The organism is Ruegeria sp. E1 (assembly GCF_056534225.1).
The window spans coordinates 1-21655 of sequence record NZ_JBQFPE010000001.1; the positions used below are offsets into that span (position 1 = coordinate 1).

At 59.4% G+C, this 21655-nt stretch carries 19 protein-coding genes; 5 read left to right on the forward strand and 14 right to left on the reverse strand.

Translation table 11 applies throughout. The annotated features are described in order from the left end of the window. The 4 genes from ACR0FG_RS00005 to ACR0FG_RS00020 form a co-directional block, all read right to left on the reverse strand. On the reverse strand, positions 1-1092 hold a 1092-nt coding region (locus tag ACR0FG_RS00005; protein WP_480888930.1), incomplete at its 3' end, for a TRAP transporter large permease. Further along, positions 1089-1628 carry a TRAP transporter small permease gene (locus tag ACR0FG_RS00010; protein WP_480888932.1) on the reverse strand — a complete coding sequence of 180 codons (540 nt, stop codon included), beginning with the start codon at positions 1626-1628 and terminating at the stop codon, positions 1089-1091. The genes ACR0FG_RS00005 and ACR0FG_RS00010, both read right to left, overlap by 4 nt. Positions 1629-1703: 75 nt before the next feature. Then, positions 1704-2702: a TRAP transporter substrate-binding protein gene (locus tag ACR0FG_RS00015; RefSeq protein ID WP_170713520.1), complete on the reverse strand. Its 999-nt coding sequence runs from the start codon at positions 2700-2702 to the stop codon at positions 1704-1706. A gap of 175 nt (positions 2703-2877) precedes the next feature. Further along, complete coding sequence (locus ACR0FG_RS00020; RefSeq protein ID WP_480888933.1) at positions 2878-3804, reverse strand: LysR substrate-binding domain-containing protein; 927 nt, start codon at positions 3802-3804, stop codon at positions 2878-2880. A 98-nt stretch (positions 3805-3902) separates the two neighbouring features. Between ACR0FG_RS00020 and ACR0FG_RS00025 the strand changes: the two genes are divergently transcribed. Genes ACR0FG_RS00025 through mnmH form a run of 3 tightly spaced genes read left to right on the forward strand, consistent with a single transcriptional unit; the run spans position 3903 to position 7496 of the window. After that, positions 3903-5531 carry an amidohydrolase gene (locus ACR0FG_RS00025; RefSeq protein WP_480888935.1) on the forward strand — a complete coding sequence of 543 codons (1629 nt, stop codon included), beginning with the start codon at positions 3903-3905 and terminating at the stop codon, positions 5529-5531. Then, on the forward strand, positions 5528-6391 hold the full coding sequence (locus ACR0FG_RS00030) for a CobW family GTP-binding protein (protein ID WP_480888936.1): 864 nt from the start codon (positions 5528-5530) through the stop codon (positions 6389-6391). The genes ACR0FG_RS00025 and ACR0FG_RS00030 overlap by 4 nt, the downstream gene beginning before the upstream one ends. A gap of 52 nt (positions 6392-6443) precedes the next feature. After that, positions 6444-7496, forward strand: a complete 1053-nt coding sequence (gene mnmH, locus ACR0FG_RS00035) for a tRNA 2-selenouridine(34) synthase MnmH (RefSeq protein ID WP_480888937.1) — start codon at positions 6444-6446, stop codon at positions 7494-7496. Here the strand turns inward: mnmH and selD are convergent. The 7 genes from selD to ACR0FG_RS00070 are packed head-to-tail and all read right to left on the reverse strand — an operon-like array spanning position 7487 to position 15573. Beyond that, a complete protein-coding gene (gene selD, locus ACR0FG_RS00040; protein ID WP_480888939.1) occupies positions 7487-9646 on the reverse strand; it encodes a selenide, water dikinase SelD in 2160 nt (719 codons plus the stop codon). The two genes, mnmH and selD, sit on opposite strands and share 10 nt — an antisense overlap. A gap of 5 nt (positions 9647-9651) precedes the next feature. Then, entirely contained in the window at positions 9652-10038 is a 387-nt protein-coding gene (locus ACR0FG_RS00045) for a Na+/H+ antiporter subunit G (protein WP_170713528.1), read from the reverse strand. A 7-nt stretch (positions 10039-10045) separates the two neighbouring features. Beyond that, positions 10046-10315, reverse strand: coding sequence for a K+/H+ antiporter subunit F (locus ACR0FG_RS00050; RefSeq protein ID WP_170713530.1), 270 nt, complete (start codon positions 10313-10315; stop codon positions 10046-10048). Beyond that, entirely contained in the window at positions 10312-10809 is a 498-nt protein-coding gene (locus ACR0FG_RS00055) for a Na+/H+ antiporter subunit E (RefSeq protein WP_170713765.1), read from the reverse strand. The genes ACR0FG_RS00050 and ACR0FG_RS00055 overlap by 4 nt, the downstream gene beginning before the upstream one ends. Further along, on the reverse strand, positions 10809-12344 hold the full coding sequence (locus tag ACR0FG_RS00060) for a monovalent cation/H+ antiporter subunit D (RefSeq protein WP_170713532.1): 1536 nt from the start codon (positions 12342-12344) through the stop codon (positions 10809-10811). Before ACR0FG_RS00060 ends, ACR0FG_RS00055 begins: the two co-directional genes overlap by 1 nt. Continuing rightward, positions 12341-12700, reverse strand: a complete 360-nt coding sequence (locus ACR0FG_RS00065) for a Na+/H+ antiporter subunit C (protein ID WP_170713535.1) — start codon at positions 12698-12700, stop codon at positions 12341-12343. Before ACR0FG_RS00065 ends, ACR0FG_RS00060 begins: the two co-directional genes overlap by 4 nt. Then, on the reverse strand, positions 12700-15573 hold the full coding sequence (locus tag ACR0FG_RS00070; protein ID WP_480888940.1) for a monovalent cation/H+ antiporter subunit A: 2874 nt from the start codon (positions 15571-15573) through the stop codon (positions 12700-12702). The genes ACR0FG_RS00065 and ACR0FG_RS00070 overlap by 1 nt, the downstream gene beginning before the upstream one ends. A gap of 214 nt (positions 15574-15787) precedes the next feature. Between ACR0FG_RS00070 and ACR0FG_RS00075 the strand changes: the two genes are divergently transcribed. Next, positions 15788-16258: a rhodanese-like domain-containing protein gene (locus tag ACR0FG_RS00075; protein WP_480888942.1), complete on the forward strand. Its 471-nt coding sequence runs from the start codon at positions 15788-15790 to the stop codon at positions 16256-16258. Continuing rightward, the gene (locus ACR0FG_RS00080; protein ID WP_480888944.1) at positions 16258-17073 is read left to right on the forward strand and encodes a CE1 family esterase; all 816 of its coding nucleotides are present in this window, start codon (positions 16258-16260) and stop codon (positions 17071-17073) included. The genes ACR0FG_RS00075 and ACR0FG_RS00080 overlap by 1 nt, the downstream gene beginning before the upstream one ends. Here the strand turns inward: ACR0FG_RS00080 and mdoH are convergent, their stop codons facing one another. The 3 genes from mdoH to ACR0FG_RS00095 are packed head-to-tail and all read right to left on the reverse strand — an operon-like array spanning position 17074 to position 21655. After that, positions 17074-18945, reverse strand: coding sequence for a glucans biosynthesis glucosyltransferase MdoH (mdoH, locus tag ACR0FG_RS00085; protein WP_480889531.1), 1872 nt, complete (start codon positions 18943-18945; stop codon positions 17074-17076). It lies immediately after the preceding gene. Beyond that, positions 18942-20441, reverse strand: a complete 1500-nt coding sequence (locus ACR0FG_RS00090; protein ID WP_480888946.1) for an OpgD/OpgG family glucan biosynthesis protein — start codon at positions 20439-20441, stop codon at positions 18942-18944. Before ACR0FG_RS00090 ends, mdoH begins: the two co-directional genes overlap by 4 nt. Then, on the reverse strand, positions 20438-21655 hold the full coding sequence (locus ACR0FG_RS00095) for an OpgC domain-containing protein (RefSeq protein WP_170713545.1): 1218 nt from the start codon (positions 21653-21655) through the stop codon (positions 20438-20440). The genes ACR0FG_RS00090 and ACR0FG_RS00095 overlap by 4 nt, the downstream gene beginning before the upstream one ends.

The following is a 21655-nucleotide window of genomic DNA, read 5'->3' on the forward strand; positions in this document are numbered from 1 at the left end:
GCAAATCCGCCGCATAATCAATCCAACCAGATGCGCCAGATCCTCTCTTAGCTCAGGCCGACATCTGTCCCAAAATCCCTGACGACGGACAGCCAACGACTCCATGAACGTGCCGATGAAGATGTAGAATACGCCGATCAGCAGCAGAACGAGGAATTTGTTCTCGGTGATCGAGGTTATGCCGTCCTGCACCGCCGTGGGCACATCGTAGAACGCTGTCAGTTGTCCGAAGGCCAATGTGGGCGTCAACAGGATCAGGATGCCGGTCAGCAGGGATGTGAAGCGCAGTGCCTCGATCAGCTTTTTGATCGTCAGTTCGCGGTAGATGAAGAAGCCGACAAACAGCGAATAGAACACGGCAACGCCTGCGGCCTCGGTCGGGGTGAAGGCCCCGCCATAGATGCCGCCAAGGATAAGAACCGGAGCGCCGATGGACCATTTACCATCCCATGCCGCGCGCAGGAAAGGGCCCCATGAGAACCGCTCGCCGTCGCCTCCGTACCCGCGCCGACGGGCGACGATGTAAGTGGTGATCATCAGCAGGATTGTGACCATCAGCCCCGGGATCAGCCCCGCCAGAAACAGGCGCGGGATCGAGGTTTCCGAGACCAGCCCGTAAATAATCAGAAGGTTCGAAGGCGGGATCAGGCTACCCAATGCGCCGGCGCTGGCGGTAATGGCGGCAGCGAACGGCACGTCATAGCCTTCGCGCTTCATGGCCGGAACCGTGACAGAGCCAATCGCGGCCGTGGTGGCAGGGCCCGAGCCTGACAGCGCGGCAAACAACATACAGGCAAAGACCGTCACCAACCCCATTGACCCGCGATAGGCCCCCACAAGGTTGGTCGCGATTGAGATCATGCGGGTGGCCATGCCGCCCACTTCCATCAATCGCCCGGCCAGCACAAACAGCGGAATTGTCAGCAGGGGAAAGGGCGTCAGGCTGCCATAGCCAGTCTGCGCCATCAGCGTATACGGGATGTCGATCAGATACAGCGCCAGCGCTGTAGTCAGGCCGACCGACACAAAGAGCGGCACGCCCATGACGGTCAGCACCACAAAGGCGATGGCCAGGATCATCAGGGCGCTCATATCTGATGCTCCTGATCCTTCGAGGTGGCTTCCCATTCCTCATCCAGCATTCCGGGCAGGCCGTTGCGCCCATCACGCCACCAGTTGACATAGGTTTGCACCAGACGGATCAGCATCAGCCCATAGCCGATCACCAGAATGGTTTGGGGGTAGAATTGGTTAATGCCCAAACTGGGGCTGGTTTCGGGAAAGCGCCAGAAAACAGTCAGATAATCCCAACTGATCCGCAGCATGAAGAGGCAGAAGAAGGCCCAGAAGATGTCGGCGATGAAAATCACGATCTTGCCGAACCCGGTTGGCAGGGCCTGCACCGCGACCATGATGCGGATGTGGAACCGCTCGCGTACACATAGCGACGCGCCCATGTAAACCGCCCAGACCATGCACATGGCAGCGGTTTCCTCGGTCCAGTGCAGGGCCACCTGAAAGACATAGCGCGCCACTACCTGTGCAAAGACCGCTACCGCGATCACAGACAGGCATGTGCAACAGATCAGTTCCTCGAAATGCCGTTCCAGCCATTTCAGCGCAGACATTGGTATCCCTCGTCCCTTATCCGGGCCAAAAAAGGGCGCCATCCGGGGCGCCCTCTATGTTGGTATCGGTTGCTCTTATTGCGCCTCGGCCTGAATGGCGTTCACCAGAGCGATGAAATCGTCGCCCCGTTTCTCAGCAAACTCTTGCTGCACGCCCTGAGCGGCGGCGATAAAGTCGGCGCGGTCAGGGTCGGTACGGGCCATGCCGCCTTCTTCCACCAGCCATTGCCGGACCTCTTCGGTTTCAGTCGCGACCTGAGCGGCAAACTCGGCCCCGGCGGCCTCGGCTGCGGCGATAATCTGGGCGCGCTGCTCGTCATTCAGCTTGCTCATGAAGTTATCCGACGCAAAGAGCGGAGCGAAGGCCACAAAATGTTCGAGGATGACCAGATGCGGCTCGAACTCAAAGAACTTCATGTCACGGATGAAAGACGTGCCATTGTCGCCGCCATCCACTGTGCCAGTCTGCAGCGCGGTCGGGGTTTCCGACCATGCCAGCGGCACAGGGTTTGCACCAAAGGCTTCGAACGTGGCGATCATGACCTCGTTCTTGGGCACACGGATTTTCAGACCTTCCATATCGGCCATTGTGTTGACGGGTCGTACCGAATTATAGAAATCGCGATAGAGCGCCGGGCCAAAGGCCAGCATGTGCACGCTGGTATCGGCCTGCAACTGGTCTTTCATCTGTTGCCCAACTGGCCCGTTCAGCACGCGGTCCAGATGTTCTGCGTTCTGGAAGATGTAAGGCAGAACGGTCACATCCATCAGCGGCCAATGGGGCGAGACATTGTTGGCGGTAATGAAGAACCCATCGACCGTACCCAGCTGCATGGCCTTGAACGCCTCATCCTCGCTGGAAATCTGGTTGCAGCAGCGCAGCTTGACCTCAATCGCGCCGTCCGTGTGTTCGGCGACCTTTTCCTGAAAGATCTTGCCAAAACGGCCATACAGTGACTCTTCAGGTGCGCCAAAGCCCACATTCATCGTAATGTCGGCGGCCAAACCGGATGTGGCGGCCAGCGCAAATGCCAGCACCGGCATTGTCACCCGTTTCAGATTGCTCAGTTTCATGTGATCCTCCTGGTTGGTCGCGTTTTCGCGGTCCGGCTGTCCGATAGCGTGCAGCGGTTGGCAGACCAGATCGCGGAGCCTTATGTGGCCCCGAGTTGTACCGAAACGCTACTCAATCCCCGTAAATGCAGAAAACCATTCTTTTGTAGTGGTATTGTCACATTTTTTGAATGTTTCAGGTTCCGCTCGACAGCAAGTGGTCAAAGCCACCGTGATCGGCAATCTCACTGCAGGTCTCAAGCACCGTGCGAACCAGCGCCGACCGTTTCCCGGCACCGGTATAGGCGACACCGTATTGCGGCGCGTCCTGATCCCCCGCAATGGGCCGCGCGACATAGCCATTCTGGCCCTTCCGATCTAGCGGACCGCAGATATTCAGGATCGCATAACCCAGATTGGCCCCAACCAACCCTCTGAGAACAGACGAACTTTTGGTCGTATGAGCCACGCGAGGGCGGAGGCCCTCGGCGGTAAACAGGCCCTCGAAATAGTCTGGTGCGCCGGGCAGGTCCAACTGGATCATCGGCAGGTCAGCAAGTTCCGATAGCGTGACCTGCGGCTTCTGCGCCAGCGGCGAAACATCCGGGATCATGGCAATCGGGGCTGCTGCAAACATCGGCAGGAAAGGCTGCGCCTTGGGGGCCGCCCGGCGATAGGTCAGCGCCAGATCAACAACACCGCTGTTGAGCATTTCGGCAATGCTCAGCATATCGCCCTCTTTGATCTCGACCCGGATCTGCGGAAAATCCTGCGAAATGCGCTTCAGGATCGGCGGCAGCACATAAGGCGCGGTTGGCGCGTAACAGCCCAGACGCAACGTACCCGCTGGATCACCGGTCAACGTCAGCAGGTCGGATTCAAAGATGCGCGCCTGTTCCAGAAAGTCGCGTATCCGCGCGCCGATCTCGATCCCCTTGTCGGTGGCGACGATCCCCTTGGCAGGCATCCGGCGCAACAGTTCGGCTTGGGTTGTGCTTTCGATCATGTCTATGGCGGCGGTGATCGAGGATTGCGAAATATTCATCTCGACCGAGGCGCGGGCGATCGATCCTGTGCGCAGGGCGGCGTCGAAATACTGAAGCTGCTTGAGGGTGAAGCGCACGGCCTATCCTTCATTTTTTGTGTGATACTCAGATACTAATTCTATTTTCCCAAACGACCAAGCTTGGGTAGCTGTTTGGAAACGGCGACAGGAGCGACATGAGCAACACCGTTCTTTTCCACGCAAAATTGGTTCTGACCATGGATCGCAACCAGCCCCGTGCCACGCATGTTGCAGTCCGCGACGGGTGCGTTCTGGCCGTCGGCGGTGCCGATTGCGCCGACCCGTGGGGCGGTGCGCAGCATAGTGTCGACCTGTCAGATGCGGTCCTGATGCCGGGGTTTGTCGAAGGTCATGCACATATGATGGCGGGCGCGATGTGGGATTTTGCCTATTGCGGCTATCACGACAGGATCGATCCGCAAGGCCGTATGCATCGGGGCATGACTGAAATCGGGCAGGTCATCGAACGATTGAAAGAGTTCGAGGCGTCACTGCCGCCCGGGCAACCTTTGGTGGGGTGGGGCTTTGATCCGATTTTTCTGACCAGCGAACGGCTGGGCTGCCGTCATCTGGATCAGGTCAGCACGTCGCGCCCGATTGCGATCATCTATTCCAATTTCCATCTGCTCTGCGCCAACAGCGCGGCCCTTGCGTTGGCCGGATACGACCGGGATACCAACGTCGAAGGTGTCCTGAAGGACCAGGACGGCTTGCCAACGGGCGAGTTGCAAGAGATGGCCGCAATGTTCCCGGTGATGCGCCGAACGGGCATCGATTTTCGGGCGCTGACGCAGACCGATGCCGCGATCCGTTCCTATGGTGAGGTCTGCAAGCGCGCGGGTGTCACTACCGTCACCGATCTGTTTGCGACTCTGGCAGACGAAGATGTTGCACGGCTGGCTGCGGCGACGGATAGGCCGGATTTCCCAGTGCGGTTGTTTCCTGCGATCGGGGCGATGGGGGGCACACCCAAGGATATTGCGGCAAACGCGCTTGCCATGCGCAAGGCGTCGACTGACAAGCTGCGCTTGGGCGCGGTCAAACTGATGACCGACGGATCGATTCAGGGCTGGACGGCCCGAGTCCGCGCGCCCGGATACATAGGCGGGCAGCCAAACGGCTTGTGGAATACACCGCCTGAATTGATCTTTCAGCTCTGCGAAGAGATGCAGAAGAACGGCCTGCAGATGCACATCCACGTCAATGGCGACGAGGCTGCCGAGGTCAGTCTGAACGCGTTGGAGGCTGCGGCGCGCAAATATCCGTGGCCCGGTGCGCGGCATGTTTTGCAGCATTGTCAGATGATGGATGCCGCCCTGTTCCGCCGCGCCGCTGAACTGGGCATTGCCTGCAACATCTTTGCCAACCACATCTGGTATTTCGGCGATCAGCACGCGGCGCTGACCATCGGCCCTGATCGGGCGCAGGCGATGGATGCGGTGCGCGATTGTCTGGATGCGGGTGTCATCACCGCGATCCACTCTGACGCGCCGGTGACGCCGATGGGGCCGCTTTTCACCGCATGGTGCGCGGTCAACCGCCAGACCATGAGCGGCCAGACTCTGGGTGCAGCGCAATGTATCAGCGTTGACGAGGCGCTTTACGCCATCACCCTTGGCGCGGCGCAGACGTTGAAAATAGATGCCGAGATCGGCTCGATCCAGACAGGAAAACGGGCGGATTTTGTGATACTCGGCGAAGATCCAACCGACGTGCCTGCCGCTGCGCTAAAGGATGTCGCGATCCTTGGAACGGTCCTTGGCGGAGAGGTTCATCGTCTGTGAATCAGCTTCCCATGACAGTGATCGGCGGCTATCTGGGGGCAGGCAAAACCACCCTGATCAACCAATTATTGGCGGCGGATCATGGGTTGCGCATCTTGGTGCTGGTCAACGACTTTGGTGCGATTAACATCGATGCAGGCCTTTTGACCTCGGCCACCGAAGACACAATTGAACTGGCGAATGGTTGCGTGTGCTGCACGATGGGAGCGGACCTGTTTCTGGCCGTCGGCGACGCGCTGGATCGCCGCCCAAGGCCGGACCATCTGATCATCGAGGCCAGCGGCATCGCCGACCCCGCACGGATCGCCAACGTGGCCCATGCCGAGCCCGAGTTGATGTTTTCGGGCATTGTTACGGTTGTCGATGGTCTGCAATTCGAAAATCTGTGCGGTGATCCACTGATCGGGACGCAGATCAAAGGCCAGATCGCTTGCGCTCAGGTGGTCGCTGTTAGCAAATCGCCAGTTACTCCGACAATGCTCGAAACACTATCCGCGCTGAACCCAACTGCCGCTCAGGTGGCGACCGATCACTTGAGCATCGAACAACTATTGCTGACCGGGCTGAACCTTGGGCGCGCTGATCGGGCGCAGCATCCGGCCTATGCGAAATGGTTCTATTCAGGTGGCCGGTCCATGGGGCAGGCCCAACTGTCATCAGCGCTCGCATCCCGACCAAGCGGGCTCTATCGCCTTAAGGGGCAGGTGCGCGGGCAGGGCGGGCGAGGGTATCAGGTTCAGGTTGTCGGGACCGAGGTTGATATCCGCGACATTGACCAGCCTGAACGAAGCGAACTGGTCGGGATCGGTCTGGCGGCCCGCCTGACACCTGCGGCCTGCGACGCGTGGTGGTCGGCCTAGACGGCGCGTGCTGTATCTTTCCATTCCAACCCATGCGCGTTAAACGGCGGATATGGCTTTGAAATTCTCTACCTTGCCGCAGCTTTATGCCCATGGGTTCGATACGGTGATCGACGTGCGCAGCCCTGCGGAATTTGCCGAGGACCATCTGCCCGGTGCCATCAACCTGCCGGTTCTGAACAATGACGAGCGCGCGCAGGTCGGCACGATCTACGTTCAGCAAAGCCCGTTTCTGGCGCGCAAGCTGGGTGCCGCTTTGGTATTTCGCAACGCGGCCAACCACATCGAACACAGCCTCAGTCATCATGAAGGTGGATGGAGGCCGCTGGTCTACTGCTGGCGCGGCGGGCAACGGTCGGGCTCGTTCTCGTGGATGTTGCAGCAGATCGGATGGCGCGCGGATGTGGTCGAAGGCGGGTACCGGACCTATCGGCGGCTGGTGAATGCCTATCTCTACGACGATCCTCTGCCGCATCGATTGATCGCGCTGGACGGGTATACCGGAACGGCCAAGACGGAAATGTTGACCCATCTGCAGGCTCGGGGCGTTCAGGTTCTGGATCTTGAAGGGCTGGCAAATCACCGGGGTTCCCTGCTGGGGGAACGACCGGGCGGGCAACCCAGCCAGAAGGCGTTTGAATCGGCCCTTGCCGGGGCTCTTTGTTTGCTCGACCCCGCGCGTCCCGTTGTAGTCGAAGCGGAATCGTCGAAAATCGGCACTCTGATCCTGCCCCCCAGTTTGTGGTCTGCACTGCGCGCAGCCCCACGCATTCACATCGCAGCATCGATCGAGGCGCGGACGGACTATCTGGTGAAGGCCTACGACGACATTTTATCAGACGGGGATCGTCTGCGCGACCGTCTGTCGCCGCTGCGCTTTCATCGCGGTCATGCGATTGTCGACGGTTGGCTGGCGCTGATCGACGCGGATGACAAACCGGCCCTGACGCGCGCCTTGATGCAACAGCACTATGATCCGGCTTACGACAAATCCCGCTCGGCCAAGCAGGCTGAGGTGATCGCCCAGATAGAAGCCCCTGCGCTGGACAGGGCAGGGCTGGACGCGGTGGCGGCCCGGATCGAGACGATTCTGGATCAGCTTTGAACGTGCAGACCCGGCGTATCGGTCAATGATCCGATAATTGCTGCCGGGTAATCTGCGCTTTGCAGCTTCACCAGCAAATCCTCTGCCTGATCGGGGGCGACGGCAGCCAGCAATCCTCCGGCGGTTTGGGGATCGAACAGCAAATCTGCCGCCCCGCCTTCCGGCAATGCAGGCGCAAGCTGTCGGTTATCCGCGAAAATTGTCGATCTGACGCCCATTTCCGCCAGCTCTTGCGCACCGGTCATCAGTGGGATGGTGTCGATTCCCAGACTGGCACCACAGTTCGACGCCGCGCAGATGCCGTTCAGATGCCCGGCCAACCCAAAGCCAGTCACATCCGTCATCGCATGCGCACCGGCCAGAATGCGGGACGCTTCGCCCTGCGGCTGGGTCATTTGGTGGAAAGCGTCTGCCACCCAGGCCCCCTTCGCCAGACCAGCCATTTCGGCGGCCATGAGAACTCCGCTGCCTAAAGGTTTGGTCAGGATCAACGCATCGCCGGGTTGCCCGCCGGACAGGGTGATCGGGCTCTGATCGCATAGCCCGGTCAGGGTAAAACCGATCGTCATCTCATCGCCCATCGAACTGTGGCCGCCAATGATCTCGGCCCCTGCGGCGCGTATGACATCGCTGGCGGCAGACATGATTTCGCGCATAGTTCGCCGCTGTAGCTCGGGCGACATGCGGGGCAAAATAACGGTGGCGGTCGCCGCTTGCGGGTTGGCACCCATTGCCCAGATGTCGCCCAACGCATGTACCGCTGCAATGCGCGCCATCAGCACGGGATCCGGCGTGAGACTGCGCAGATGGTCCGAGGTCATGACCTGCCGAACCCCTCCGGTCATCAGCAGGGCCGCATCATCGCCGGGCAGGGGGGTAACGTCGTCGCGGTCAGGGTCCGGCAATTCATGCAGGGCATCTTGCAACGCGCCACGCCCGACCTTCGCCCCACAGCCGCCGCACATGGGTTTGTCCCCCAGCGCCTCGGCCAGACCGGCGGCATGAGCCTTGGGTAGGGCGGGTGGCTTCATCCGTGGCAGATCGCGGAACCTGTTCATAAAGCCCTGATCGATATGGTTCTTCCACCGCCACATCAACGGCCCACTGAGTGAGGTTCCAAGACGTTCGGCCAGCGCAGATTTTTCGCCCAGCGAGATCAGTTTCAAATAATCCTTCTGCGGGCGATAGCGGCGCATCCGACCGGCCCCCAGAGCGGCCCGCAGATTGTCGAACAGAACCGGTGCTTCGCGTACGGCATAGACACCGGCCTTTGGGCGCGGGTTCTCGGACAGATGCGCGCAATCGCCTGCGGCAAAGACCATCGGATCGCTGGATTGCAGTTGGGCATTCACGCGAATATAGCCGTCTTTCAACACAAGCCCAGTCCGCGCGATCCAATCGTAAGGCCGCGCCCCGGCTGCACCGGTGATAAAGGTGGCCGGGATGTTTCTGCCGTTCGCAAGTTCAACACCATCCGTTGTTATCCGTGTAATCGCGGCCTGTTCAATCACTTCGATATCCAGTTCGCCCATGGCTTTGCGAATGGTCGCAGATGCCTTTTGCGAGGTGGCGGTCAGGATTTCCGCTTTGTCGATCAAGGTGACCTGAGCCGTGCGCCCGTTGCTGCGCAGTGCGTGCGCCATTGCCATGGCTAGTTCTGCACCGGCGACGCCGCCCCCGATCACGGCGACCGAGGCTGGGCCGTCTTTTTTCAAGTAGTCGGTCCATTTGGCAGCGAACCGACCCAGCGGTTTGGCGGGAATTCCATGCTCGGCAAAGCCGGGCAGGGCAGGCATGTCGGACGTGATACCGACATTAACCGCGGCTACATCGAACGCCACGGGCACATGTCCAGGAACATGGACATGCCGGGTTTCAGTATCTATGCCTTCAACATTTCCCAGTATGACGCGCGCGCCTGCAAAGCGGGCCAGTTTGATCAGGTCGATATCAAGTTCCGCGCGGCTGTAGTGACCCGCCACAAACCCAGGCAGCATTCCCGAATAGGGCGCGGTTGGCCCCGGATTGATCAGCGTCACCCGCGCACCGGGCAGCGGGTTCATCCCCCATCTGCGCAGCAACAGGGCGTGGGTGTGCCCTCCGCCAATCAGAACCAGATCGCGGGTCAGGGGCAGCGGAGGCGTGTGCATCGGTCTCAGTTCGTGCTGTGGTCTGGTACGTCCTCGACCTGTTCAACCGCGTGAGTGGCCCAAAGCTCATCCTCGCCCGCGTCCGGCAGATCGCTGGGCTTTTCATGACGGTGAATGTGCCATTTGGCAATGAACAGGGCTGTGATCGGGGCAGTCAGGAACAAAAACAGCGTGATCAGCAGCTCGTGCAGGGACAGTTTGCCCTCAAGCAGCGCCGAATGCGCGATCGAGGCCAGCAGCACGCCGCCAACGCCAAGTGTCGTCGCCTTGGTAGGGGCGTGCAGCCGGGACATCGGGTCTTTCAGTTTGATCATGCCGAAAGAGCCGACAAAGCCGAAGATACCCGAGACGATCAAGAAAAAGGAGATAAGCAGTTCGAAAATGAATGTCATGCCGCCCTCACTCGATGATATTGCCGCGCAGCATGAAGCGCGCGTAGGCCACGGTTGAGACGAAGCCCAGCATCGCAATGATCATGGCTGATTCAAAGAAAATCTCGGTCCCCTGATCCAGACCATAGAGGATCAGCAGGGCGATTGTGTTGATCACCATCGTATCCAGCGCCAGAACGCGAGTGCCAACGCCGTCAGCCGTAATGATGCGCCACAGGCACATCATGATCGCAGTGCCGAAACAGCTAAAGGCAAACCAAATCGCATATTCGATCATTCGAAAATCTCCTTCAGGCGGCGTTCATAGCGTTGCTTGATCTGATCGCGAACCTCGCCCGGGTCGGGCGCATCCAGACAATGGACCAGCAGGCAGTGCCCCTGCGCGGACAGATCGCAGCTGACAGTGCCGGGAGTCATGGTGATGGTCCCGGCCAGAACCGTGATGGCTTCGGGCGTGCGCAACTCAAGCGGGACGCTGACAAATGTGGGCTGACGGTCCGCATCGCGCTTGAACAGGATGATCCGGGCCACCGCGATATTGGCCATGACGATATCCCAAAGGACAACCAGCATATATTCCGCCACCATCGGCCAGTTGCGCAGCTTCGGGCGATCCGGCCAGTAGGGTTGGGTGATGAACGGGATGATGATCCCCAGCAGCAGGCCAAACACGACCGAGTTCAGCGATCCGGTGTTGGCCATCAAAACCCAAACAAATGTCAAAAGGACAGTCAGATGAGGGTGCGGAAAGACCCGGTGCAGCAGCTTCATCATTCTTCCCTTCCCAATACGGCCGAGATGTAGTCATCCGGTGTGAACAATTGCGCGGCGGTGTTGCTGGCATATTCCAGCGCCGGACCGGCAAAAAGCGTGAGCATCACAAGACCCAGAACCGCTCCGAATACAGACGTAAAGGCGAGGCCCGGGAACGGCTCGGGCGCGGTGGTTACTTCTTCTTCGGTAGCCTCGGACGCAGCGCTGGTCTGCGCATCGTGACTTTTCCAAAAGATCAGCGTCCCAGCGCGCGCCAGACCAACGATTGTCACGAAGGATCCGATTAGGATCACGGCCCAGACCGTGTGCATGTCAGCCGCGTCGCGAGAGGCATCCAGAACCAGCAGCTTGCCGATAAAGCCCGACAGCGGTGGCATCCCGGCCATGGCAATCGCCCCCACAAAAAACAGGCCCGCAATCAACCCGCTTTGCGGCATTGGCGGCTGAGGGGCAATAGCACCGGACTGGCGCTGCATGACCAGATCGGCGACAAGGAACATCAGTGCTGTCGCAAGGGTCGAGTGATACACATAATACAGCGCGGCCGCAGTGGCGGTTTCGTTAAACAGCGAGATCGCGATCAACAAAGTCCCCATCGAAGCAATAGCGCAGAATGCCACAAGGCGTGCGATATGCTTTGACCCCAGAATGCCAATTGCCCCAACCGCCAGGGTCAGCAGCGCTGCGGGTTGTAGCCAGTCTCCGATCAGCCCATCGGTCACGGCGACATCTGGTCCGAAGATCAGGGTATAAACCCGCATGATTGAATAGGCCCCAACCTTGGTCATGATCGCAAACAGCGCAGCAACCGGCAGTGGTGCGTTGGCATAACTGGCTGGCAGCCAAAAATGCAGCGGCAGAACAGCGGCTTTGATGCAGAACACCAGCAATAGCAGAACTGCGCCAACCCGCAGCAGGGCCGTATCCTCGGCAGGGATTTCGGCAACCCGCACAGCCAGATCGGCCATGTTCAACGTTCCCGTCACTGCGTAGATTGTCCCAAGAGCGAATAGGAATAGGGTCGAACCGAGCAAGTTATACGCAACGTATTGTACCCCGGCCTTCAGGCGCACTGCACCACCGCCATGTGTCATCAGACCATACGAGGCGATCAGCAGAACCTCGAAGAAAACAAACAGGTTAAAGGCGTCGCCGGTCAGGAAAGCTCCGCACACGCCCATCAATTGAAAGTGGAGCAGCGCGTGAAAGTGCTTGCCCCGGTCGTCCCAGCCCGACGCGATGGCATAAAGCACGACGGGAAGCGCCAGCAGCGCCGTCAGCAACACCATCATCGCCGACAACCGGTCCAGAACCAGCACGATACCGAAAGGCGCAGGCCAATTGCCCAGCTCGTACACCTGAATATCGCCGCCTGTCGCTTGTGCGGTTATGGTCAGGGCGATACCCAGCAGGCCAACGACGCCGGCGACCGAAAAAATACGCTGCAGGTCAAGATGATAGCGCAGGACCATGATGATGAACGGGGCCAGAATCGCCGGAAGGACGATCGGCGCAATGATCCAGTGGTTCATGCGTCTTCTCCCGGTGCGTCTACGCTGTCGCTTGCGCTCATGTCGATATGGTCATCCTTTGACGACAGATAGGCAGACAGCGCGATCATCACGATCACCGCCGTCATTCCGAACGAGATCACGATAGCTGTCAGCACCAGCGCCTGCGGCAGCGGGTCTGTGTACGGCACATCCTTGTATTTGTTCAGAACCGCAGGCGCGTCCAGCGCCAGCCGTCCGGTCGCAAACAGAAACACATTCACCGCATAGGTGATCAGGGACAGACCCAGAATGACCGGAAACGTCCTGCGGCGCAGGATCAGGAATATACCCGCGGCGGTCAGAACGCCTACGGCTGAGGCTACGAGCGCTTCCATCAAGTCTGCTCCTTCTGTTGTTGTTCTTCTTCAAGCAGATCGTCCCGCAGCGGGTTGATATCCATTGGGAATTCCTGTGCCATGCCCGGCTGCCAGGCAAACCGGGACAGGCTGTCCAGCGCCAGCATCACCGCACCCAGCACCGCCAGGAATACGCCCGTGTCAAACAGGATGGCCGTTGCCCATTCGAACTCCTCTAGGGGAGGCCAGTGCAGATAACCGAAATCGCTGGTCAGGAAAGGCCGTTCGTTGAACCACGCGCCCAGACCGGTCGCGGCGGCAATCAGCACGCCCCAGCCAATGGTGCCGTGATAGTAGAACCGCTGCCGTTCGATGGCCCAGGTATACCCGCTGGCCATGTATTGCATCAGGAACGCAATCGCGACGATCAGACCGGCAATGAAGCCACCGCCCGGCTGGTTGTGACCGCGAAAAAAGATGTAGGCCCCGACCATCAGCGCAATCGGCATCATAACGCGGGTTGCCACCACCATCATCAGCGGGTGCGAATCCCCCGATTGTGGCCAGTGCGGTTTGCGGTTCAGCAGATAGGCCCGGACGTTTGAGTTTAGTACCGCCTCGGTCAGGGCAAAGATGATCAGCGCGGCGATTCCCAGAACGATGATTTCACCAAAGGTATCAAAGCCCCGGAAATCCACGAGGATCACGTTGACAACATTGGTGCCGCCACCGCCCTTGTACGAATTCGCCAGATGGAACTCTGATATCGTGGGAAAGGCGAAATCGCGCATCATGAGCGCATAGATCAGCCCCCCGGCACCCAGTCCGGCCACCACCGAGATTGCAGCGTCACGCCAACGGCGCGGTGCGCTGCTGTCCCATGGGGTTTCGGTGGGCAGAAAGTTCAGCGACAAGAGAAGCAAGATCATCGTCACCACCTCGACCGAAATCTGGGTCAGCGCCAGATCGGGGGCCGAGAGATAGTTGAACGCCATCGACACTATCAGGCCGACAACACCGATAAGAACCAGCGACAACAGTCGGTTGCGATGGAACCACATGATCGCCAGCGTTGCACCCACAAGACAAACCCACCCGATGAACGGGATGATCTGCGCGGGCAGGGGAACCCGTGTCACGACGCCAATCGTGCCAGTGGAATAGGCGTAGTATCCAAGGCCCACGGTGAAGGCGATCAGGATAATTGCGTAACGGCTGATGACGCCGTTGTGCAATTCGTCGGTGATCCAATGGCTCAGCCTTGTGAGCGCGTCGATGATGCCTTCGAAAATGACCTTGGCCTCGGGGCGGGGCAGGGCGTTCCACAAACGCTCGCCCCGCGAATGCAGCGACAGCAGGAACAGACCGCCCAGCGTGGCGACAACCGACATGTAAAGCGCGGGCGTAAACCCATGCCACAGCTTCAGCGAGTAGTATGGCGGTTTGCCTCCGCCATAGACCGCATCCGACACAACCGCGACCAGCGGGCCAACGATGGCGTTGGAATTGAGGCCGATGAGGACAACGAGAACCACCAGAAATGCAGGGGCTAGCCACAGGCCAACCGGCGGATCATGCGGGTGATGCGGATAGTCGTCGCGCTCGGGCCCAAGGAACACGTGGCTGATAAAGCGGAAGGAATAGGCCGCCGAGAAAAGCGCCGCCAAAAGGGCCAGTCCCGGCACCAGATAGTGCGAATGCAGCCATGTGGTGTGGACCGTCTCTTCCAGCATCATCTCTTTCGACAAAAACCCGTTCAGCGGCGGCAAGCCCGCCATCGACAAGGCAGCAATTGTGCCGACTGTAAACGTGATCGGCATCAGGTGGCGCAATCCGCCCAGCCGTTTGATATCGCGTGTGCCTGTTTCGTGATCGACGATCCCTGCCGTCATGAACAGGGCGGCCTTGAAGGTCGCGTGGTTGATGATGTGGAACACGGCGGCGACGGCGGCGAACTTCGTGCCAAAGCCCAGCAGCATGGTCACCAGCCCCAGATGAGACACGGTCGAAAACGCCAGCAATGCCTTGAGATCATCCTTGAACAGCGCAATCACCGCACCGATCAGCATCGTGACCAGCCCTGTGGTGGCAACGATGTAGAACCACGCATCGGTTCCAGCCAGAACCGGCCACATCCGCGCCATCAGGAACAGACCTGCTTTCACCATCGTGGCCGAGTGCAGATAGGCCGAAACCGGCGTCGGAGCAGCCATGGCGTGTGGCAGCCAGAAGTGGAACGGGAACTGCGCCGATTTGGTGAAACAGCCCAGCAGAATCAGGATAAGCGCAGGCAGATAGTAGGGTGATGCCTGAATCAGGTCTTTATTCTGCAGAATGATGCTTAGGTCATATGATCCCACGATATTGCCGAGGATCAGCATACCCGCAATCATCGCCAACCCGCCCGATCCGGTGACAGCCAGCGCCATTCGGGCACCCTGACGCCCCTCGGGCAGGTGCTTCCAATAGCCGATCAGCAGGAATGAGCTGAGCGATGTAAGTTCCCAGAAAATAAGCAAAAGCAGGATGTTGTCGGATAGGACTATCCCGACCATCGCGCCCTGAAACAGCAGCAGATAAGTATAGAATTGCCCCATCGGATCCTCACGCGACAGGTAAAACCGCGCGTAGAGGATGATGAGAAGACCGATACCAAGGATCAGCAGGGCAAACAGGAACCCAAGCCCGTCCAGCATGAAGTTTGCGTTCAGCCCAAGCCCGGGTATCCAGTCGAACCTGGCCGAAATGACCTCTCCGCGCATAACCGACGGAATATGGATAAGCAGCCCCATCAAAGCCAGAAACGTGGTCAAGCCTGCGGCAGATGCCGCCGCATTTCGCCCGGCGCGGATCAGCAGGGCAGGAAAAACAGCTCCGAGAAAGGGAAGGGCCGCGATGAGGAATAGGGACAATTGCGATACTCCGGTCTGAGCGGTCGAGAATTTTATGGATAATCTTATGGCTGTTCAGATATTGCAAGTTTTTCATGATGTTCGGCCGCGGTGTTTTAGCTATCGGATGTTTGTCAACTTGTTGACAGGAACTTGATCCTGCATCGACACTTCGACGCGGATTTCAAAACCGCCCTGTGATAGAACATTCTGGGCTGGCACAGGAGGTTATGGCGTGGCGGCACAGTCAATTTTGACCCGGCGATGGGTCATTCTGGGGACCGGGGCAGCGATTGCCGGCGGTTTTGCCATTCGCAAATACCGTCTGATCCCGCCGGACTACGCGGGCGGACAGCTGAGTGTGGTGCAGGCGCACGCACGGGCGATCTCTGGCGACGTTTTGTTGGTTGATATTCGAACACCCCGAGAGTGGCGTAGCACAGGTGTTGGCGAAGGAGCGCATCCACTGGATATGCGTCGCGATGATTTCACACAGGCGCTGACGCAGCTGGTGGCGGGCGATCTGGCCCGCCCCGTGGCGCTGATCTGTGCACGCGGCGTTCGGTCGGCCCGGCTGAGCAATGCGTTGACCGAGGCGGGATTCACGCAGATCATTGATGTGCCCGAAGGCATGTTGGGATCGGCATCTGGACCCGGCTGGGTCCGCACCGGGTTGCCGGTGCTCGAGTATGAGGGGACAGCCTGATGACCGTTAAACCTTGGCTTGCGGCCTGCCTTGCAGTAACCGCACACTCTGCCGGTGCCGCCTGCGGCCCGGACGAGGGTATGTGCGAAACCCCCAATGGCGGATACCAGATCGAATTACCTGCGGCAGACAATCCCCCGCTGGTGGTCTTTTTGCACGGCTATGGCGGCACAGGCAACGGCACCATGAAGAACCGGAGCATGGTCGAACCGTTGCTAAGCCGTGGTTATGCCGTCATGGCCCCGGAAGGTGCGATGCGGAATGGGCGGCAAAGCTGGAATTTCTATCCCGGCTGGGAGGGACGCGACGAGACTGCGTTTCTGACCGAGGTTGTTGATGACGCCGCAGATCGCTTTGGCATCGATACCGACCGCGTCGTCCTGGGCGGGTTTTCGGCGGGTGGCTTTATGGTCAACTATTTGGCTTGCGACGCGCCCGACACCTTCTCGGCCTATGTTCCCGTCTCGGGTGGTTTTTGGCGGCCACATCCCCAAGAGTGCAACGGCCCGGTACGCCTGTTTCACACCCATGGCTGGACCGACAACGTTGTTCCCCTCGAAGGGCGTATTCTAGGCGGTGGCCGATTCCATCAGGGCGATATCTTTGCCGGCCTGGAAATCTGGCGCGAGGCGAATGAATGCACCGACACCAAGCCATCTGGCTTTGGCACGACAGATCAGTTCATGCGACGCAAATGGGTCGGATGTGCCGAAGGTGCTGCCCTGGAATTCGCTTTGTTCCCCGGCGGACACACCGTGCCGAAAGGCTGGGCCGACATGATGCTGGACTGGTACGAGGGACTGCCCGGCAGTTGATTACTCTGCCGGGGTGACGGCCCCTTTTCCTTCGATCAGGCGCTTTAGCTCGTTCCGATAGCGGCGGGCAGACCGGGTGATTGCGGGCTCGGTGATATCCTCACGCATTCCCACCATCTGACGGGCCGCGCCTGCCGAGACACCACTGAGCGCGGACAGAGGGATCGCCAGCGCCAGGCTGATGGCGATCGGAGCCAGCCAGATCGATACCAGACCCGCAAGGATGCCGATGCTAAGCGCGACGCCGCTGACGGTTTCCAGCGTGTGGCACAGGATCAGCGTGCGAAGCCCATAGGTGCCGCCGTCACGGGCCTGTGGCGACCATCCCTTTTGCAGCCCCAGCGCCGTGCGGAACACAGCAATCATCTGCTGCACCATCAGGATCGGGGCATAGAGGATCGACAAGATGACCTCGGCCAGAAACGAGGTAAAGAACCGCCCGCCGCTACCAAACTCGGAATAGCGCACTCCGCTCAGCGGCAAGGCCAGAACGCCAAGCACTTTCGGGGCCAGCAGCATCGCGTACATGACCAGAATGATCAGGACATGGCGCGTTTCAGACATTTCCGGCCATTGCGGGAACAGCGGATTGTCGGGGCTGAAATAATGCAGAACCGAGGCGTCCTTTCCCTGACCGATCAGGGCCCACATAACCAGCAGCGCGAACCACAGCGGCGACATCAGGTATCCGACCGCCCCATGGAACATATGGAACCGCGACACCGCCCGGAAACCGGCAGAGCCCAGCAGTTTCAGGTGCTGCAGATTGCCCTGACACCAGCGCCTGTCCCGCATCGCATGATCGATCAGGGTGGGGGGTGTTTCTTCATAAGACCCGCGAATGCGCGGCAGAAAGCGCACGGCCCATCCGGCGCGGCGCAGCAGACCGGCCTCGACAAAATCGTGGCTCATGATCAGCTTGTCTTGCCCACCCAGCGACCGCAGCTTGGGCAACCCGGCGCAGGTGGCGAAAGCACTTGTTCGGATGATGGCGTTGTGGCCCCAATAGTTGCCCTCTTGCCCGCACCAGCGGGCCAGACCTTCGGCAAAGGCGATGCCATAGACGCCGTTGGCGAACTGCTGCATCCGGGCGAACACCGATTGTGCGCCGATCAATTGAGGATAGCTTTGGATCAAACCAGCCCCCGGATCACGCGCCAGCGCATCCGTCAACCGGGAAATCGCACGACCGGTCATCAGGCTGTCGGCGTCCAGTACCAGCATCGCATCCCAATCCGCACCCCAGCGGCTGACCCAATCGGCGATATTGCCAACCTTGCGATCCGTGTTCTGCTCGCGGCGGCGGTAATACAGCTCTAACCCCGGTGCCAGCGTTGTGCGCAGCGCCTCGATACTGGCCTGTTCTTGTGCCGCAATCTCGGGGTTGCGCGTATCGGACAGGATGAACATGGCATAGTGATGCTGCCCACCGCGCGCACGCAGGTCTTCCAGCATGGTGCGGGCATTGCCCAGAACGAACCAAGGCACCTCGTTGTAAACCGGCATCAGCAGGGCAACACGCAGCGGTTCAGGTCGCGCCTCGCGCTTTGGGCGCTCTTGCCGGGACAAAGAGATCATGCCCAGCAGCACGGTGCAAACCGTGAAGGATATCCAGAAAAAGTTGAACGAGATCAGCGCCAGCAATATGCCTTCGATCAGGTTGATCCCTTCGGCGCCGAACCAATCCGACATGATCCACAGCAGCGCCAACGTGGCCGCCATCGCAGGCGAGAACGTAAGCGCGCGCCAGAATCCGGCAGACCGTCGCGCAGGCCCGTTTGGCACCTGTGCATCGCGGAAACCGGCGCTAAAATCCTGCGCGGGCATCGCCAGAGGGGCCTCTGGCGGCATGATTTGCAGATCGCGGTTCATGTGGTCCATCGGTACAGCCAGACCTCGGATGCAGGTTGTTTGCCGACCAGCAATTGCGCCCGCAGTTCGACATGATCGCGCTCACCGGGTTCGAACGAAAACGCGAGGCGTACGCCGCCGGTATCTGGGTTGCGTTGCAAGACGCCATCAGACGTTTCTGCGTGCGGCGAGTTGGCAAAGATCGACACGGCATCAAGATCGTCGAACAACTCGCTGGCCTCAAAGTCGATCACAGCCAAACGACCTTTACCAAAGGTGTTCTCACCCATCGCAGTGTTGATCACGCGCGGCATCGGTGTGCGCTGAGGCTCTTCGCCCCAGATCAGGCGATAAGAAAGGTCAACCTGGCTGCCCGCCGCATAAGGTTCCATCGGACGCCAATAGGCGACTATGTTGTCATAAATTTCCTGATCCGCCGGGATTTCGACCAAAGTCACGGCACCCTTGCCCCAATCCCCGTTGGGTTCGACCCACAGACCGGGGCGCTTGTGATAATTCGCCTCAAGATCGGCATAGTCCGAGAACTCCCGCTTACGCTGCATCAGGCCAAAGCCCGCCGGGTTGGTATCCACGAAAGACGAGAACTGCAGACGCGTCGGGTTGGCCAAGGGCCGCCAAATCACCTCTCCCGCGCCGTTGCGGATCATCAGGCCATCGCTGTCGTGCACAGCGGGTCGGAAGTCGTCAAAACGGCTGTGGTTGGTCTGGTCGAACAGGAACATCGAGGTGCCGGGGGCGATGCCCACATGGGTAAGCTCTTCGCGCGGGAAGAGCGTCGCTTCGACATCCATGATGCAGTCCGCACCCGCGGTGACGTTGAACCGATAGGCCCCGGTGACACTAGGGCTGTCCATCAGGGCATGGACGACCATTTCGCGCTGACCGGGCTTGGGACGTTCCAGCCAGAAACGGATGAATTCAGGAAATTCCTCGCCATCCGGATCGCCTGTTTTCAGGGCTAGGCCACGGGCGGACAGCCCATAGACCTCGTGCAGGCCGATCGCACGGAAATAGCTTGCACCTTGCCAGACGCAGAACTCGTCGGTTTTACCGGGGCGGTGCATTTCGGTGCGCAGGCGCAGGCCGGAAAAGCCCAGCGTGTCATCGATGGGCAGTTGCGGCACGTCTTCGGACTTGTCGAACATCGCCAGATCGAAAGTCACCGGCGTGGTCATTCCATTTTCGACCGTCTCGACCTTAACGGTGCGCGGGAAATACAGGCCCGGGGTGAAGAAATCGACGTTGAATGGCGTCTCGGTCTCGTACCACAGCGCGCGGTCAAGACGGAACCGGATCGAGCGGTATTGTTGATAGGTCAGATCCTGCCATTCCTGTGGCACCATCTCACGTTCGGCATAAGGGCGGCTGGCCATGTCCCGCGCCAGCACGATTACATCGTTTCGGTCAAAGGGCACCTCGCCCCCCGTTGCAAAGGCGGACGGGGCAAAGGCCAACGCAGTGGATGAGGCCAAAAATGCACGGCGCGTAAAATTCATTTCTTTGACTTCCACGGTTGAGATTTGAACCACGCGGCCAGATAGGCCACGCCGATGATCATGGCAAAGCCAATCATGTTGGCGATGAAAACACTGGCAAAATCCCGCCCAGCCAAGTCCAGGCCAACGCCGATAAGTCGCGCGGCAGCCATGGAAAATACGAAGACCGCCAGCGATTGCTGTCCGACTTTCGAGATTACAGCCAGTAGCCACTGCCAGATTCGTGCACCCAGATTGTGTCCGGTGGCGATTAGGCGGTGGCCATGCTCGCCAGCGGCGACCCATCCCAGATAGGCCAGCGACAGGAAGTGGATATAGCGGAACAGACCGAATTCAGTTTTGTCTCGCAGTTCCTTGGTCAGCGGCCAGACCTTGCGGATCTGATCCGCCAGATCAGGGGCGAGGGCGTCGATCCACAGGAACACTTTCCACGACCCGAACGGCATGGACAGGACCAGAAACGCGATTGCGGCCCAGATCAGGGTTTTTGACACAGGCGGCGCAGGTATCCAGCCACGCATAAAGGCGAAGCCCGTGAAGAACAGCAATTGCCAGCCAAACGGGTTAAAGAACCACTGACGCTCGGACCATGGTTCGGCCGGAAGGGCCATCAGACCGAATTGTGTAACCAGCCAGACGGCCACACAGGTCGCGGCCATCAGCCAAAAGCTGACGCGGTACAACGCCATGTACAGCGGCATCAAAGCCAGAACCACCAGATACATCGGTAGAATGTCGAAATAGTTGGGCACATAGGTCAGGGTGAAAATCCCGACCATCTGAGGCAGTGGATCGTTAAAAAAGTGCTGCAGGTTCAGGGATGAAACATATGTTTTCTCAAACAAACCCGTTTGATCCAGTGCCGCCATCGACATGGCCACGAAGAAGAACAGACAGATATGCGCCCAATAGACCTGCCAAATACGGAAGACCACGCGGGACGTGCCCAACCACCAGCCCTTGCGCATGAACGCTCCGCCAAAGGCGATGGCCGAGGCCATGCCGGAACAGAATACAAAGATTTCGGTCGCGTCGGAAAACCCGAACCGGGCCGGGATCCATTTGGCCCAAGGATCGTTCGGAATATGGGCGATCAGGATGATGAACATCGCGATACCGCGATAGAAATCCAGCCGCGGATCACGCGTGCGGGCAGGGGTCGCGGCCTTGGCCGAGACTTGCGCAAAATCAGAAGCGGGCGAAATTGTCGCCAT